The sequence below is a fragment of the Edaphocola aurantiacus genome, assembly GCF_019797745.1.
GTDB classification, from domain to species: domain Bacteria; phylum Bacteroidota; class Bacteroidia; order Chitinophagales; family Chitinophagaceae; genus Edaphocola; species Edaphocola aurantiacus.
Genome location: NZ_VOSI01000001.1, coordinates 895,979 through 912,417, shown reverse-complemented (window position 1 = coordinate 912,417; position 16,439 = coordinate 895,979). Strand labels below are relative to the sequence as shown.

Genomic DNA, 16,439 nt, shown 5'->3' with positions numbered 1-16,439 from the left:
ATTACGTCAAACTTTCTGATAGTTCTGCCTTCATAACAGATGAACAATGAACAAAAAAAGGGGCGACTATTCAGTCGCCCCTTTACGGTAATCTTATTGGATGATTATTTTACTTCTTCGAAGTCTGCATCAGCTACATCATCAGCACCGCCTGCATTTGCATTCTGGCCTTGTTGTTGTGCACCGTCTGCCTGGCCCTGAGCGTAGATATCTTCGCTCGCAGCGTTCCATGCAGCATTCAGTTTTTCGCTTGCAGCATCGATTGCAGCTATATCTTCAGCTTTGTGTGCTTCTTTCAGTTCTGCAACTGCAGTTTCAATTGCTGATTTTTTATCCGCAGGGATTTTATCAGCATGCTCTTTCAGTTGTTTCTCTGTATTGAAGATCAGACCGTCAGCCATGTTCAGTTTTTCAACTTTCTCACGTACTTGTTTGTCTGCTTCTTCATTAGCTTTAGCATCGTTTTTCATTCTTTCGATTTCGTCTTTGCTTAAGCCGGAACCTGCTTCGATACGGATGTTTTGTTGCTTACCGGTACCTTTATCCTTAGCGGTTACGTTCAGGATACCATTGGCATCGATATCGAAAATTACTTCGATCTGAGGTACACCTCTTGGAGCAGGCGGGATATCATTCAGTACGAATTTACCCAGAGATTTATTTTGGTTCGCCATTGGGCGCTCACCTTGTACTACATTGATTTCCACGCTAGGCTGGCTATCGCTTGCAGTAGAGAAGGTTTCAGATTTCTTAGTAGGGATGGTTGTGTTAGACTCAATCAGTTTGGTCATTACACCACCATAGGTTTCGATACCCAGAGACAGCGGCGTTACATCCAGTAACAATACGTCTTTTACATCTCCGGTCAATACACCACCCTGGATTGCAGCACCAACAGCTACTACCTCATCAGGGTTTACACCTTTGTTTGGTTTTTTACCGAAGAAGCTTTCAACCACTTCCTGGATTTTAGGAATACGGGTAGAACCACCAACCAGGATGATCTCATCGATTTCGCTGGTGTTCATACCGGCATCTTTCAATGCTTTACGGCAAGGCTCCAGTGTACGCTCGATCAGGCTGTCAGCCAGTTGCTCAAATTTAGCACGGCTCAGTTTGCGCACCAAGTGTTGTGGCACACCGTCAACAGCAGTGATATAAGGCAGGTTGATTTCTGTTTCCTGAGAAGAAGACAGTTCGATTTTTGCTTTTTCAGCAGCCTCTTTCAGACGTTGCCATGCCATAGGATCTTTGTGCAGATCGATAGTAGGCATATCTTTTCTGAATTCTTCAGCTAACCAGTCCATGATAACTTTATCGAAGTCATCACCACCCAGGTGGGTATCACCGTTGGTAGATTTTACTTCAAATACACCGTCGCCCAGCTCCAGGATAGATACGTCAAATGTACCACCACCTAAGTCAAATACAACGATTTTGCTGTCAGCATGTTTTTTATCCATACCATAAGCCAGTGCCGCAGCAGTAGGCTCATTGATAATTCTTTTTACGGTCAGACCAGCGATCTCGCCCGCCTCTTTAGTTGCCTGGCGTTGCGCATCGTTAAAGTAAGCCGGTACGGTAATTACAGCTTCAGACACTTCCTGACCCAGGAAGTCTTCAGCTGTTTTCTTCATTTTCTGAAGAATCATAGCAGAGATCTCCTGAGGAGTATACATTCTGCCTTCGATATCTACACGAGGAGTGTTATTATCTCCTTTTACGATCTGGTATGCATTGTGCGACATTTCACCGGTTACCTCGTCATAACGTCTACCCATATAACGTTTGATAGACATAATGGTGTTGGTAGGGTTGGTGATCGCCTGACGTTTTGCAGGATCTCCTACTTTACGTTCTCCGTTTTTCAAAAACGCCACTACCGATGGCGTAGTGCGACGACCTTCGTCGTTTGCAATTACAACCGGCTCATTACCTTCCATTACGGCCACGCAAGAGTTGGTTGTTCCTAAGTCAATTCCGATGATTTTTCCCATAATATTATCTATAAATTATTTTAGTTATTTTTATTTGAACAGTAGTTACGCTTCAATTTCTTTGCCAAAGCCGAAAATGTGCAAAATTGTCAGTTCGGTATGACAGGTTGGGATTAACGATTTTTAACCTTGGGCTTTTTTGCAGTCCTGGCCGCTGATACACTGACAATTAGGACAGTAATGGGGGTAAAATTGTGCCCCGAATGCAAATTCCCCCTATTGGGGTGATGGAATTAAAAAAATTGATAATTATCTTTGCTCCACATAAAATTAAATAATTCATATAGATTCCTTATGAAACGTATCATTTTAAGCATGTCTTTACTGGCTTCGGCAAGTATCGGGGCATTCGCACAAGAAAGAAAAATAAACTTTACAGAGTATGATTTGCCCAATGGACTGCATGTGATCTTACATGAAGACCACTCTACACCAATTGTAAACGTATCCGTAATGTACCACGTAGGTTCTAAAAACGAAGATCCGAAACGTACCGGTTTTGCGCACTTCTTTGAGCACCTGATGTTTGAAGGTACCGACAATATCGGCCGTGGTGAGTACTTTAAAATGATCCAGGCCAATGGTGGTGTATTGAACGCAAACACTTCTCAGGACCGTACTTATTATTTCCAGACCATGCCTTCTAACCAGGAAGAGCTGGCCCTGTGGATGGAAGCTGAGCGTATGCTGCATGCCAAAATCGACAGTACTGGTATTGAAACACAACGTAAAGTTGTAAAAGAAGAGAAAAAACAAAGCTATGATAACCGTCCTTACGGTCACCTGATGGAGGTTGTATTCCAGAATGCATATACTAAGCACCCGTACAACTGGATGCCGATCGGTTCTGCACAATACATCGACGAAGCGAAGTACAGCGAGTTCATGGATTTCTACAAAACATTCTATGTTCCTAACAATGCAGTACTGGTAATCGCTGGTGACATCAAACCAGAGCAAACTAAGAAATGGGTTGAAAAATATTATGGTTCTATCCCTAAAGGTACCAAAGCGATCCCTCGCCCTACCGAAACGGAGCCGGCAATGGCTAAGGCTAAAGAAGTATTCTATTACGATAACGTTCCTTTCCCTGCTATCATTTTAGCATACCACATCCCTAAAATCGGATCTGATGATGTTTATGCATTGGAAATGCTGAACAAATTATTATCTAATGGTGCAAGCTCCCGTTTCCAGAAAGAACTGGTAGATAAGAAACAAATGGCAGTTGGTGTTGGTGCATTCAACTTCCCTCTGGAAGATCCAGGTCTGTCAATGGTATTCGGTATCGCAGCTCCTAATGTAAAATACGAAGACTTACAAACTGCTATGGATGCTGAGATCGAAAAAGTAAAAACACAGCCGATCCCTGCTACAGAATTCAAAAAACTGCAAAACCAGGTAGAAAGCGAGTTCGTTGGTTCTAACTCTAAAATCGCGGGTATCGCAGAGAACCTGGCGACTAACTATACGTACTTCCGTAACACCAACCTGGTAAACACAGAGCTGGTTAAATATCAGAAAGTAACTGCTGCTGACCTGACCAGAGTGGCTAATAAATATTTGAATAAAGATAACAGACTGGTAGTATACTACCTGCCTAAATCAATGGAGAAGAAATAATTACTCCGCAATCAGTACATCAATATTCAATTTAATCAACAGTAAAAGTCAGCCATTCATAATGGCACAAACATATTCAAGATGAAAAAGATAACGCTTTCTATAGCTGCATTAGCCCTCGTTTCTGCAACATTTGCACAAACACTGGACAGAAGTGTACGTCCAAAACCTGGTCCGGCTCCTGAAATTAAACTGGGAGACGCACAATCCTTTACTTTACCGAACGGATTAAAAGTATTCGTAGTAGAGAATCATAAGGTACCTACCGTATCTTACTCTATCATGCTGGATATCGATCCTATCGAAGATCCGAACAAAGCGGGTCTGAGCGATTTCATCGGTTCCCTGATTACTGCCGGTACTAAAACTATGACGAAAGAGCAGTTTGATGAAGCTACCGATATGATCGGTGCCAATTTATCTGCAAGCAGTGGTGGTATCTATGGTGGTTCTTTGAAAAAACACCAGGACGTTTTATTAAAACTGATGAGCGATGCCCTGATGAACGCTAACTTCCAGCAATCTGAACTGGATAAATTAAGAAAGCAGGCACTGGCTGGTCTGGAGCAATCTAAAACAGAGCCGGATGAAATGCTGGACAACGTTACTAAAGTACTGAACTTCGGTAAAGCGCACCCATACGGTATCATCGCTTCTGAAAAAACAGTAGGTAATGTAAATCTGGAAGACTGTAAACAATATTACAGCACTTATTTCCGTCCTAACGTTGCATACATGGCAGTAGTTGGTGATATTACCCTGGCTGAAGCTAAAGCTGCGGTAACCAAATATTTTGCTTCATGGCAGAAAGGCGAAGTGCCAAAAACAACTTATCCTAAAGTAACTATTCCTAATAAAACTACCGTTGACTTCGTACCGCGCGACAACTCTGTACAAAGTGTAATCGGTGTTACTTACCCTATCGATCTGAAACCAGGTACTCCTGATGTGATCAAAGTAAGAATGCTGAACGAAATCCTGGGTGGTAGCGGTACAGGCCGTCTGTTCCTGAACCTGCGTGAAAAACATGGCTGGACTTACGGTTCATACTCTTCTTTCAAAAACGATAAAGAAGTAGGTGAATTCCAGGCATATGCCAAAGCAAGAAACGTAGTTACGGATTCTTCTGTAAACGAGATCATGGCGGAAATGAAACGTATCCGTGATGAAAAAGTAGATCCTACTACTTTACAGGAAATGAAAAACTATGTTACCGGTACATTCGCTATCGGCCTGGAAAGCCCTCAGACTATTGCGCAATATGCGATCAATATCGAGCGTTATAACATGCCTAAGGATTACTACAAAAACTACCTGAAAAACGTAGCAGCAGTTTCTGTAGATGATATCCAGAATACCGCTAAAAAATATGTACAACCAGGTGCAGCACACATTACCGTTGTAGGTGATAAAGCTGAAGCAGAAAAACTGAAACGTTTTGCTTCTGATGGCGTTATCCACTATTACGATAACTATGGTAACAGCATCGAAGCACCGGTAACTAAAGCCGTAGCTTCTGACATTACTCCGGAAGCGGTTGTAGCTAAGTATGTAGATGCCATCGGTGGTAAAGCAGTAGTTGAAAAACTGACTTCTCTGTACTCTGAAGCATCTGCAGAAATGCAGGGTCAGGCGATCAAGATCACTCAGAAAATCGTAAGCCCGGATAAATACTATATGTCTGTAATGGTTCCAGGTATGGGCGAAGTTCAGAAAATGACAGTAAGCGGCAATACCGGTAAAATCTCCGGAATGGGCCAAAGCCAGGATATGCCGGCTGATATGCTGTCTGCATACAAAGAGCAGGCTGACTTACAGGCTGATTTGCACCCGGAGAAATATGGTATCACCATGAAACTGAAAGGTGTTGAAAAAGTAGATGGTAAAGATTGTTACGTGGTTGAAAAAACCAACAAAGAAGGTAATGTATCTGTATCTTACTACGACCAGGCAACTAACCTGTTGATTAAAGAAGTGAAAACCGATAAAGAAGGTAACGGTCAGACCGTAATCTTAGGTGATTACAAAGCTGTAACCAACGGTAATGGCTACAAAGCTCCGCACAGCATTAAGATCCAGTCTCCGCAAGGACCACAGGAACTGACTGTACAGAAAATGGAAGCAAACAAAAAAATCAGCGACAGCGATTTTAAATAATCAACTGCATCCGCAGAATATATAAAAAGGCAGGAACTCGTTTCCTGCCTTTTTGTTTGTAAGTTTGCCGCTATAGCTGAGCCTGTCTTATTATGGCCCGGTATACCATAAATACGCTTATATAATTATGTTTGCCACTATAGTTAAAGAATTAAAACTGCTGCTGCGGGACCCTGTAGGATTATTGCTGCTGATCTTCATGCCGGCTATACTCATTATCGTGATGGCCGTAACGCAGGATAGTACCTTTAAAGATATGCGTGATGTGAAGTTTGAGGTATTCGTCATCAACAAAGATCATGGCAAGGTAGGAAAAGAGATTGTAGCTGCAATAGAAGCCAGCAGCATGTTCGAGACCAAAATATATACCGATGAACATAGCCTGCGTAATGATATTAATTCCGGTAAAGCAAAGATCGGTCTGATTATACCGGAAGAAGCCAGCAGCTCGCTGGTGAATACCGCAAATAAAGTAGTAAACGCCGTTGGTGCAAAATCAGGACTTCCGGCTTCCTATGCCCAGAATAAAGCCCTTGACTCCACAGAGATTGAGGTACTGTTTGATCCAACCTTAAAACCTTCCTTCAAGAATTCATTCAAATTTGCACTGATGCAGTATGCCACACAGTCAAAGATGAATACCCTGATGAGCCGCCTGGGCTCAATGAATGGTACTGAGATGGGCATTGATTCCGCATTGATACAAGAACTATACAGCGCCCTGCCGTTGAAAGAACACCTGGAAGATAAACATGCCACTTTTACGCTAAACTCTGTACAGCACAATGTGCCATCCTGGGCTATTTTCGGAATGTTCCTGATCGTAGTACCTATTGCCGGCAATATGATCCGTGAGCGGGAAGAGGGAAGTATGACCCGTTTAAAGCTGATTCCCGGTGCGCCGGTCAAAGCCAATATCGGTATGATCCTTTTCTATACCCTGTTCTGCTTTCTGCAGTTTTATGTGATGATGCTGATCGGAACCATGCTTATACCCCTGTTCGGTCTGCCTAAATTATATATGGGTACACACCCCTGGGCCACTGTGCCCTTAGTATTAGCCACTGCATTCTGTGCCACTACATACGGTTATCTTGTAGGTAATGTGTTCAAAACGGCCAACCAGGCCATGCCTGTTGGTGCCATATTTACGGTTATCCTGGCTTCTCTCGGAGGCATATGGGTACCGCTGGAGATCCTGCCGCCGGTAATGACCACTGTAGCTAAATTCACACCGATGTACTGGGCCTTTAATGGTGTAAGCAATATCTTCCTGAGAGGGCAGGGGATGCGTGATGTATGGATGCCTATTGTGATTATGCTATTCTCCGGTTGTGTCATGACGCTGATCAGCAGCTTTATCTCCCGTCGACGCATCGTTAACTGATTTTATGTAACTTTATGAGATGAAAATCAGGTTGTTATTCTGCATTTGTCTTGTATTCATCTCTGCTGTAGCTACAGCCCAGTTTACGGCTGTGCGTATAGGGGTAGACGGACTTACCTGCTCGCAGTGCAGCCGCAGTGTAGAAATGCGTTTGCGTAAGCTTGATTTTATCAAAGAGGTACAGATGGATCTGGCCAATACCCGGGCAGTTTTAAAATTAAAACCCAATGCGCCTATTGCGTTTAGCCAGGTGGCTAAGGCGGTAACAGACGCCGGATTTTCCGTACGATTTATAGATGCAGATTTTAAGCCAGGTGCCGGTGAGCAATTGCAGGCCTCATGCTTTACGTATAAGAATGCCTGTTACGAACTGGCAAAAGGAGACTTGTCCGCATCCGTTCCGGTCTGGAAAATGCGTTTTGTAGATAAAGGAATGATAGATCCGGTGAGTTATAAAAAATACCATAACCTTCCTGCCAAAGCAGATTGCCATTGCAAGGCTGTATACCGGTTCGTGCTGGCAGATTAAAGGCAATATTACATATACAAATGAACAAAAAACAGCTCTTGAGTATTGGATTGATACTGGGTCTGGCACAGACGGGCCGGGCACAGGAACTCTTCCCCAATACCGAGCCGGCCAGTAATATTCCTAAAGGTATCCTTGGCATTCGTCTTATGTCAGAGTTTTATAAAGAAAGTAATCAGCTGAGAAACTTTAACGGACTCCGGTTGATGTACGGCCTTACACCGAAGCTCTCCATATACCTTACTGCTGCTAGTTCTAACCATCATAAAGAAAAGCTACCCGAAGAGTTTCCCTATCATAATACACCCGAGCGTGGTGTATACAAGCCCTATAAATTTAATGGGTTCAGCCTGTATGCCAAATACCGTTTCCTGACCCGAGACAGGACCAATGAGCATTTGCGTATGGCCGCTTATGCAGAAGCCTCTTCCGTCAATACTGCGCATGATGAAGGAGAGCCCCGCCTGATGGATGACACCAAAGGCCTTGGTTTCGGGCTGATCTCCACTTACCTGAAAAATAAATTTGCCGTATCGCTTACTGCCGGAGTGATCCTGCCCGGGAAGTTTTCCGGAGTGCAGGTCGATCCTATAGCCGGACTGCCCGATATTCCCACTACGGTAAAATATCCGACAACAATTAATTATAGCCTGTCCTTCGGCTATCTGGTATACCCGCGTACCTATCGCAGCTATAAGCAGCCCAATATAAACCTGTACTGTGAATTTATGGGAAAGTATTACGGTGATGTGCGTGTATGGCTGACCCCTTACAATGCGCCGGAGTACGAAATACGTACATCCTATTTTCCGAAAGCCTTGCAGGCAGGGTTTTATGTAGATATAGTACCTGGTGTGCAGCTTATCTTAAATTCCAACACCCGTATCGATTTTTCTACACAATTGCAATTTGTTAAATTGTCATATGCCCGTTTATACCCCCAGTTTAACATCGGTTTGCAGCATTATTTGTACTGGAAATAAGCAATTTACGAAGTGCCATTGTCATGAAATAAGCGCTGTCATGCGCTCAAATGCAGGCCAATATAGGTTTTTATTTTTTTATTTCCCTTTGTATTTTTAAAAATTGGGTGGTATCTTTGCAACTAAATTTTTGACAGAAAAATTACATTTCACATTTCTCACTTTTTAGAATGAAAAACTTTTTAACATCTTCGATTGGTAAAAAACTGGTAATGGGTCTCACTGGTCTGTTCTTGATCGTCTTCCTGGTAGTCCACTGTTACGCCAATGCTCAGATCTTCTTAGAATGGCTGGATTACGGCAGAGGCTACAAAGCTTATGGTGAAATTGCCCACTTCCTTGGTTCCAATCCAATTACCCGTATCGCAGAGGTAGGCTTGTTTGCCTTCATTATCCTGCACATTGTACAAGGGTTAATGCTTACTGCACAGAACAAAGCCAAGCGACCGGTAGGCTACAACGTAGCTCCTGGTAACAGCAGCAGTAAATGGTACACCCGCTCAATGGGCTTACTGGGTACACTGATCCTGATGTTTTTAGTATTGCACCTGGCACACTTCTGGGCACCTAACCGTTACCAGCAGTTGACACAAGGTCATGAAAAAGACCTGTACCTGATCATGGAAGAAACATTCCAGCAATGGTGGGTTGTTATTATATATGTAGCAGGATGTATCTCCCTGGCATGGCACTTAGTGCATGGCTTCTGGAGTGCATTCCAGACTTTAGGTTTAAGTACACCTAAATACAAAGGTTTAATTAACTGTATCGGTGTAGGCTTCGCAATCATCGTTCCGGCTATTTTTGCCCTGATGCCGATTTCTTACAAATTAGGATGGTTGCCACCGGCAGCAGAGGTTGCTCAGTTTGTAAAAACAATGGCACACTAGTTTTTAAAGCCTAGCCTTTATTATCAATTTAAACAGCAAAAAAGACTTCATTAGATATGTTAAATTCAAAAATACCTGCCGGCGAACTTTCGCAAAAATGGTCTTCTTATAAAAATAGTTGTAAAATCGTCAACCCAGCCAATAAACGTAGCTTAGAAGTTATCGTTATCGGTACTGGTCTGGCAGGAGCTTCTGCTGCTGCATCTTTAGGCGAATTAGGATATAAAGTAAAAGCATTTTGCTTTCAGGATTCTCCGCGTCGTGCGCACTCTATCGCTGCACAGGGTGGTATCAATGCTGCCAAAAACTATCAGAATGATGGTGACAGCGTTTACCGCTTGTTCTACGATACCATTAAAGGTGGTGACTATCGTGCGCGTGAGTCCAACGTACATCGTCTGGCTGAAGTAAGTGCCAACATCATTGATCAATGTGTGGCTCAGGGTGTACCATTTGCCCGTGAATACGGTGGTATGCTGAGTAACCGTTCTTTCGGTGGTACTCAGGTACAACGTACATTCTACGCTGCTGGTCAGACCGGACAGCAATTGCTGATCGGTGCATACCAGGCCCTGGAGCGCCAGGTAGCCTTAGGTAATGTAACAATGTACAACCGCCACGAAATGCTGGACATCGTTATGGTCGATGGTAAAGCACGTGGTATCATTGCCCGTAATATGATTACCGGTAAACTGGAAAGACACTTCGGACACGCTGTCCTGCTGTGTTCAGGCGGTTACGGTAACGTATTCTATTTATCTACAAATGCAATGGGCAGTAACGTAACGGCAACCTGGAAGGCTCACCTGAAAGGTGCATACTTTGCTAACCCTTGTTATACACAAATTCACCCGACCTGTATTCCGGTTTCAGGAGATCACCAGTCTAAACTGACGCTGATGTCTGAATCCTTACGTAACGATGGTCGTATCTGGGTGCCTAAAAAACAAAACGATAACCGTAAGGCCAGCGAGATTCCGGAAGAGGAAAGAGATTACTATCTGGAGAGAAGATACCCTGCCTTCGGTAACCTGGTGCCACGTGACGTTGCCTCCCGTGCTGCAAAAGAGCGTTGTGATGCCGGTTATGGTGTAGGTACCTCCAAGCAAGCAGTATACCTGGATTTCGCAGCAGCGGTAATCCGTTACGGTACTATTGAGTGTGGTAAAGTAGGTAACCATAATCCGACTCCGGAAGAGGTGCGTACTCATGGTCTGGCTGTAGTAAAAGAAAAATACGGTAACCTGTTCGATATGTATGCGAAGATTACCGGTGAAGATCCATATGAAGTACCAATGCGTATATACCCTGCGGTACACTATACAATGGGTGGTCTGTGGGTAGATTATGAACTGATGACAAGCGTTCCAGGTCTGTACTGTCTGGGTGAGGCTAACTTCTCTGACCACGGTGCAAACCGTCTGGGTGCATCAGCACTGATGCAGGGTCTGGCAGATGGTTACTTCGTAATCCCTTACACTCTGGGTAACTACCTGGCAGATGATATCCGTACAAAAGCCATTCCAACTGATCATCCTGAATTTGTAAAAGCAGAGAAAGAAGTTGCTGATCGTATCAACAAACTGATGAGCATTAAAGGTACTCAATCTGTTGAGAGCCTGCACAAGCGTCTGGGTAAGATCATGTGGGATAAATGTGGTATGGGTCGTACTAAAGAAGGTCTGACAGAAGCGATCGCAGAGATCCAGGCACTGAAAAAAGAGTTCTGGAGCGATGTGAAAATCCCTGGTACTGTTGAAGGTATGAACACTGAGCTGGATAAAGCTAACCGTGTTGCAGATTTCATCGAATTAGGTGAGCTGATGTGTAAAGATGCCCTGAACCGTGCTGAATCTTGTGGTGGTCACTTCCGTGAAGAGTCTCAGACTGAAGATGGTGAAGCACAACGTGATGATGAAAACTTCATGTACGTAGCTGCATGGCAGTACGATGGAGACAGCGCATGGACTTTACACAAAGAAGACCTGAATTATGAAGTGGTTCACCCGTCTCAACGTTCTTATAAATAATATTATTCAACAAACATATTTCATTAAGTGCGTTGCGGCCGCTTAATGTACCCATAAAAGTTAAACAGATGGAACATTATAATATGAATTTGACGCTGAAAGTATGGCGTCAGCAAAATGCTCAGGTTCAAGGTAGCTTCGAAACCTATCAGGTGAAAGATATCTCTTCTGAAATGTCTTTCCTGGAGATGTTCGACGTATTGAACGAGCAATTGATTCATGAAGGAAAAGAGCCGATCACATTCGATCACGACTGTCGTGAAGGTATTTGTGGCGCTTGTTCTATGCACATCAACGGTAAAGCCCACGGTCCGTGGAGCGGTACCACAACCTGCCAGTTGCACATGCGTGCATTTAAAGATGGCGATACAATCGTTGTAGAACCTTGGAGAGCAGGTGCTTTCCCGGTGATTAAAGATCTGATGGTAGATCGTACAGCGTTTGACCGTATCATCCAGGCTGGTGGTTATATCTCCGTAAATACCGGTAATGCGCAGGATGCGAACAACCTGCCTATTGCTAAAGATAAAGCAGATGAGTCCTTTGCTGCAGCAACCTGTATCGGTTGTGGTGCTTGTGTTGCATCTTGTAAAAACTCTTCAGCTATGCTGTTCCTGTCTGCAAAAGTATCTCACCTGGCCTTATTGCCACAAGGTGAAGCAGAGCGCAAGACACGTGTGGTTAACATGGTTGATCAGATGGATAAAGAAGGTTTCGGTTCTTGTACCAATACCGGTGCTTGTGAAGCAGAATGTCCTAAAGAGATCTCTATCATGAACATCCGTCGCCTGAACTCAGAGTACATTAAAGCTGGTCTGAGTGGAAGCATTGCTAAATAAGATATAATCATAAATATATAAAAAGGGAAGTCTGTTTCAGGCTTCCCTTTTTATATATTTATGATTGAGTACCCTATTTTAGGAAGCATTCTAAAGTTCAATTAATATAAAAAGCGAACAGATAATCTCTGTTCGCTTTTGTTTGGATAATATATTTCCTGCTTAATCCTCAATCCACTCGGCATAAGACGTCTTGGTCTCATACAGGCGCATAGAGCGGATCACAATGCCTTCCGGAAGTATAGCCCTTAATTGCTTACGGGTATACAATAAGATATTTTCTGCACTTGGCTCATGTTCCCAAACGATCAGGTTCTCATGTGCAGCAATCTCCGGATGTGCCTCCAGGTAATTCTTAGAGAGCACCAGTTTATGATCAAAGTATTCTACAATCTCTTTTTTTACGATATTCTTGATATCCTTAAAATCAATCAGGAAACCAGGAGGGGCAATATAATCAGCTGTTTTTTGAGTAGCCGCTACGGTCACATGCAGTTCATAAGAATGCCCGTGAATATTGCGGCAAGGCCCTTCATAACCAAATACCGCATGGGCGGTTTCAAAAGGGAAAATCTTGGTCAGTTGTAACATATTATGTTATATAAGAAATATTTATAGCCTGCAAAGTTCCGATATTTTTTTAATTAAGCAGAATATTTTAGATTTGAGTATTAAGCAGCAGCTTTATGGAAACTAAAATGCACGAAGATATCGCACAATTTATGGCGCAACAGACCTGCGTCAATGTCTGTTGTATCGACGAGCAGCAGATGCCCTATTGCTTTACCTGCTTCTTTGTCTATGATGCTGCAAAGCATTGCCTCTATTTCAAATCCTCCTCAGATACACACCACGCACAGCTATTACTGAAAAATGGCGTTTGTGCCGGAACCATTTTACCCGATCAGCTGAATACGTTAATGATACAAGGTATACAGTTTGAAGGAACCGTGCAGAAAAATACCCTTTTCGATGTACTGCCTGCTATGCAATATCATACAGCATATCCTATAGCTATGGCCGTACCCGGCGATATGTGGACCATCACGCTTTTAAAAATTAAGTTTACCGATAATGCAAAAGGCTTTGGTAATAAGCAGCATTGGGAGCGAAAAGAAGAAGTATAAAATTTTACTATATCGACTAACTTATTATCAATTGCCAGGGAATATGATTGCTAAAGGAGAATGATTACTTTTGAATAATAGTTATCATTTGAGCAATGAAACAGATCATATCCGAACGATTGAAAGAGAAAGGGCTTAAGGTGACCCCGCAGCGTATGGCCATATTTGAAGCAGTACTGGAATTAAAAACCCATCCTACTGCTGAGCAGATTATTGCCTATATCAAAGAAAATCACCCCGGCATTTCTGTAGCGACGGTATATAAAGTACTGGATACACTGGCCGAGCACAATCTGTTGAAAAAAGTAAAAACAGAAAAGGACATCATGCGTTATGACGCGGTTGTCGACCATCATCATCATCTGTATTGCACCGAAACCGATAAGATTGCTGATTATCATGATGAACAGATTACGCAACTGATCGAAGCATATTTTAAAGAACATCCGATCAAATCATTCTCTATAAAAGACATCAAACTGCAGATCACAGGGCAGTTCAAGAAATAAATTAAAATAATCCCGTAACCCCAAAAAAGACAAAAATGGAAACTAATGCAAACAATGGGGGCAAATGCCCGTTTACCGGAGCTACAGCAGGCTCAAGACAACAAGGGGCTGCTGGAAGTGGCACCCGCAACAGAGACTGGTGGCCGAATCAGCTGAAAGTAAATATGCTGCGCCAGAACTCTTCACTATCCAATCCTATGGAGGCTGATTTCGATTATGCGGCAGCATTCAACAGCCTGGACTTTCAGGCCGTAAAAGAAGATCTGCATAAGCTGATGACCGACTCACAGGACTGGTGGCCTGCCGATTTCGGACACTACGGACCTTTATTCATTCGTATGGCCTGGCATAGTGCCGGTACCTATCGTACCGGAGATGGTCGCGGCGGAGCCGGAGCGGGACAACAACGTTTTGCACCATTGAACAGCTGGCCGGATAATGTAAGCCTGGATAAAGCAAGAAGACTGTTATGGCCCATCAAACAAAAATATGGCCGTAAAATCTCCTGGGCCGATTTAATGATCCTGGCCGGTAATGTAGCATTAGAATCTATGGGCTTTAAAACTTTCGGATTTGCCGGAGGTCGTGAGGATGTCTGGGAGCCTTCCGAAGATGTATACTGGGGTTCAGAACACACATGGTTAGGCGGAGATCTGCGCTATGCGCACGGATCGGACGGAGTGCCTAAAGATCATGGTGTAGTATCTGCCGATGATAAAGCAGATGGTGATATCCATTCTCGCAACCTGGAAAAACCGCTGGCTGCCGTGCAGATGGGATTGATCTATGTAAATCCTGAAGGACCGGATGGTAATCCTGATCCGATTGCAGCTGCAAAGGATATTCGTGATACATTCGGACGTATGGCGATGGATGACGAAGAAACAGTAGCCCTGATCGCAGGTGGACACAGTTTCGGTAAAACCCATGGTGCAGCTTCATCAGATCACGTAGGTAAAGAACCGGAAGCTGCGGGTATTGAACAACAGGGCATGGGCTGGCACAATAGTTTCGGAACGGGTAAAGGTGCAGATGCTATTACCAGCGGACTGGAAGTAACCTGGACCAATACGCCTACTCAATGGAGCAATAACTTCTTCGAGAACCTGTTCGGCTATGAATGGGAATTGACTAAAAGCCCTGCAGGTGCCCATCAGTGGGTAGCGAAGGATGCTGAAGATACCATTCCACATGCATTTGAAGCCGGTAAGAAAATAAAACCAACCATGCTCACAACGGATCTTTCCCTGAGACTGGATCCCGCATATGAAAAAATTTCCCGCAAGTTCCTGAACGATCCGGATGCATTTGCAGATGCATTTGCCCGTGCATGGTTCAAACTGACGCATCGTGATATGGGCCCGCGTGCCCGCTACCTGGGACCGGAAGTGCCACAGGAAATCCTGATTTGGCAAGACCCTATTCCTGAAGTAGATCATGAACTGATCAATGAGCAGGATGTGGCAGCCCTGAAAAATAAAATCCTGGGCTCAGGCTTAACTGTAGGCCAGCTGGTGAATACTGCATGGGCTTCAGCCTCCACTTTCCGTGGTTCTGATAAACGTGGCGGGGCAAACGGAGCACGCATTCGCCTGGCACCACAGCGCTATTGGGCAGCCAATAACCCTGCACAGTTATCCAAAGTGCTGGATATCCTCGAGGGTATCCAGAAAGAATTTAACGGCGCTCAAAGTGGTAAAAAAGTATCACTGGCCGATCTGATCGTACTGGCAGGAACAGCCGCTGTAGAAAAAGCAGCCAAAGACGGTGGGTACAATATTACCATGCCGTTTACCCCAGGCCGTATGGATGCATCTGCCGAGCAGACCGATATTGATTCTTTCGCTTTCCTGGAGCCGATTGCCGACGGGTTCCGTAACTACCAGAAAACTAAATTTAAAGCCGTTTCTACAGAAGAGCTGCTGATCGATAAAGCACAACTGCTTACCCTGACCGCTCCGGAAATGACCGCGCTGGTAGGTGGTATGCGTGTACTGAATGCAAACTTTGATCATCATCAGAAAGGAGTATTCACCAAACGTCCGGAAGTATTGAGCAATGATTTCTTTGCAAACCTGCTGGATATGAATACAGTCTGGAAAGCTACAGATGAGACCCAGTACGAGTTTGAAGGTCGTGATCGTAATACCGGCGACTTAAAATGGACCGGTACACGTGCAGATCTGGTATTCGGTTCTAACTCAGAACTGCGTGCCCTGGCCGAAGTATACGCCAGCTCCGATGCACAGGACAAATTTGTAAAAGACTTTGTTGCCGCATGGACCAAAGTCATGAACCTGGATCGATTTTAAATAAAGCAAAATATCAATTTATACAAAAGCCCCGGCAATTTGCCGGGGCTTTTGTA

At 43.9% G+C, this 16,439-nt stretch carries 13 protein-coding genes; 11 read left to right on the top strand and 2 right to left on the bottom strand.

Going from position 1 to position 16,439, the window contains the following annotated elements; all coding sequences use genetic code 11:
• Positions 1–104 precede the first annotated feature (104 nt).
• Complete coding sequence (dnaK, locus tag FTD44_RS03880; protein ID WP_222165240.1) at positions 105–1,997, bottom strand: molecular chaperone DnaK; 1,893 nt, start codon at positions 1,995–1,997, stop codon at positions 105–107.
• Positions 1,998–2,291: 294 nt separating this feature from the next.
• Between dnaK and FTD44_RS03875 the strand changes: the two genes are divergently transcribed.
• From FTD44_RS03875 to FTD44_RS03840, 8 genes are all read left to right on the top strand, one after another.
• On the top strand, positions 2,292–3,620 hold the full coding sequence (locus FTD44_RS03875; RefSeq protein WP_222165239.1) for a M16 family metallopeptidase: 1,329 nt from the start codon (positions 2,292–2,294) through the stop codon (positions 3,618–3,620).
• Positions 3,621–3,701: 81 nt separating this feature from the next.
• Positions 3,702–5,777 carry an insulinase family protein gene (locus FTD44_RS03870; RefSeq protein WP_222165238.1) on the top strand — a complete coding sequence of 692 codons (2,076 nt, stop codon included), beginning with the start codon at positions 3,702–3,704 and terminating at the stop codon, positions 5,775–5,777.
• A 127-nt stretch (positions 5,778–5,904) separates the two neighbouring features.
• A complete protein-coding gene (locus FTD44_RS03865) occupies positions 5,905–7,164 on the top strand; it encodes an ABC transporter permease (RefSeq protein WP_222165237.1) in 1,260 nt (419 codons plus the stop codon).
• Between the two features lie 19 nt (positions 7,165–7,183).
• On the top strand, positions 7,184–7,693 hold the full coding sequence (locus FTD44_RS03860) for a heavy-metal-associated domain-containing protein (protein WP_222165236.1): 510 nt from the start codon (positions 7,184–7,186) through the stop codon (positions 7,691–7,693).
• A 20-nt stretch (positions 7,694–7,713) separates the two neighbouring features.
• The gene (locus FTD44_RS03855; protein ID WP_222165235.1) at positions 7,714–8,676 is read left to right on the top strand and encodes a hypothetical protein; all 963 of its coding nucleotides are present in this window, start codon (positions 7,714–7,716) and stop codon (positions 8,674–8,676) included.
• 170 nt (positions 8,677–8,846) lie between these two features.
• A complete protein-coding gene (locus FTD44_RS03850) occupies positions 8,847–9,566 on the top strand; it encodes a succinate dehydrogenase cytochrome b subunit (protein ID WP_222165234.1) in 720 nt (239 codons plus the stop codon).
• Positions 9,567–9,622: 56 nt separating this feature from the next.
• Positions 9,623–11,596 (top strand): fumarate reductase/succinate dehydrogenase flavoprotein subunit, encoded by a 1,974-nt coding sequence (locus FTD44_RS03845; protein WP_222165233.1) that lies wholly within the window; start codon positions 9,623–9,625, stop codon positions 11,594–11,596.
• A 68-nt stretch (positions 11,597–11,664) separates the two neighbouring features.
• Positions 11,665–12,435 (top strand): succinate dehydrogenase/fumarate reductase iron-sulfur subunit, encoded by a 771-nt coding sequence (locus tag FTD44_RS03840; protein ID WP_222165232.1) that lies wholly within the window; start codon positions 11,665–11,667, stop codon positions 12,433–12,435.
• 162 nt (positions 12,436–12,597) lie between these two features.
• Here FTD44_RS03840 and FTD44_RS03835 read toward each other — a convergent pair whose 3' ends face one another.
• Positions 12,598–13,026, bottom strand: coding sequence for a 6-pyruvoyl trahydropterin synthase family protein (locus FTD44_RS03835; protein ID WP_222165231.1), 429 nt, complete (start codon positions 13,024–13,026; stop codon positions 12,598–12,600).
• A gap of 95 nt (positions 13,027–13,121) precedes the next feature.
• Here FTD44_RS03835 and FTD44_RS03830 point away from each other — a divergent pair, with 95 nt between their 5' ends.
• The 3 genes from FTD44_RS03830 to katG all read left to right on the top strand — a co-directional run bounded on the left by FTD44_RS03830 (position 13,122) and on the right by katG (position 16,383).
• Positions 13,122–13,562 (top strand): PNPOx family protein, encoded by a 441-nt coding sequence (locus FTD44_RS03830; RefSeq protein WP_222165230.1) that lies wholly within the window; start codon positions 13,122–13,124, stop codon positions 13,560–13,562.
• Between the two features lie 95 nt (positions 13,563–13,657).
• On the top strand, positions 13,658–14,071 hold the full coding sequence (locus FTD44_RS03825; protein WP_129022300.1) for a Fur family transcriptional regulator: 414 nt from the start codon (positions 13,658–13,660) through the stop codon (positions 14,069–14,071).
• A 35-nt stretch (positions 14,072–14,106) separates the two neighbouring features.
• On the top strand, positions 14,107–16,383 hold the full coding sequence (gene katG / locus FTD44_RS03820; RefSeq protein ID WP_222165229.1) for a catalase/peroxidase HPI: 2,277 nt from the start codon (positions 14,107–14,109) through the stop codon (positions 16,381–16,383).
• The last annotated feature ends 56 nt before the right edge of the window (positions 16,384–16,439 follow it).

What these genes read in the sequence shown, in the direction of transcription:
- FTD44_RS03830 (WP_222165230.1), top strand. Translation starts at nt 13,122, where the DNA reads ATGGAAACTAAAATGCACGAAGATATCGCACAATTTATGGCGCAACAG.
- FTD44_RS03845 (WP_222165233.1), top strand. Translation starts at nt 9,623, where the DNA reads ATGTTAAATTCAAAAATACCTGCCGGCGAACTTTCGCAAAAATGGTCT.
- FTD44_RS03860 (WP_222165236.1), top strand. Translation starts at nt 7,184, where the DNA reads ATGAAAATCAGGTTGTTATTCTGCATTTGTCTTGTATTCATCTCTGCT.
- FTD44_RS03870 (WP_222165238.1), top strand. Translation starts at nt 3,702, where the DNA reads ATGAAAAAGATAACGCTTTCTATAGCTGCATTAGCCCTCGTTTCTGCA.
- FTD44_RS03875 (WP_222165239.1), top strand. Translation starts at nt 2,292, where the DNA reads ATGAAACGTATCATTTTAAGCATGTCTTTACTGGCTTCGGCAAGTATC.
- FTD44_RS03840 (WP_222165232.1), top strand. Translation starts at nt 11,665, where the DNA reads ATGGAACATTATAATATGAATTTGACGCTGAAAGTATGGCGTCAGCAA.
- katG (WP_222165229.1), top strand. Translation starts at nt 14,107, where the DNA reads ATGGAAACTAATGCAAACAATGGGGGCAAATGCCCGTTTACCGGAGCT.
- FTD44_RS03835 (WP_222165231.1), bottom strand. Translation starts at nt 13,026, where the DNA reads ATGTTACAACTGACCAAGATTTTCCCTTTTGAAACCGCCCATGCGGTA.
- FTD44_RS03850 (WP_222165234.1), top strand. Translation starts at nt 8,847, where the DNA reads ATGAAAAACTTTTTAACATCTTCGATTGGTAAAAAACTGGTAATGGGT.
- FTD44_RS03825 (WP_129022300.1), top strand. Translation starts at nt 13,658, where the DNA reads ATGAAACAGATCATATCCGAACGATTGAAAGAGAAAGGGCTTAAGGTG.
- dnaK (WP_222165240.1), bottom strand. Translation starts at nt 1,997, where the DNA reads ATGGGAAAAATCATCGGAATTGACTTAGGAACAACCAACTCTTGCGTG.
- FTD44_RS03855 (WP_222165235.1), top strand. Translation starts at nt 7,714, where the DNA reads ATGAACAAAAAACAGCTCTTGAGTATTGGATTGATACTGGGTCTGGCA.
- FTD44_RS03865 (WP_222165237.1), top strand. Translation starts at nt 5,905, where the DNA reads ATGTTTGCCACTATAGTTAAAGAATTAAAACTGCTGCTGCGGGACCCT.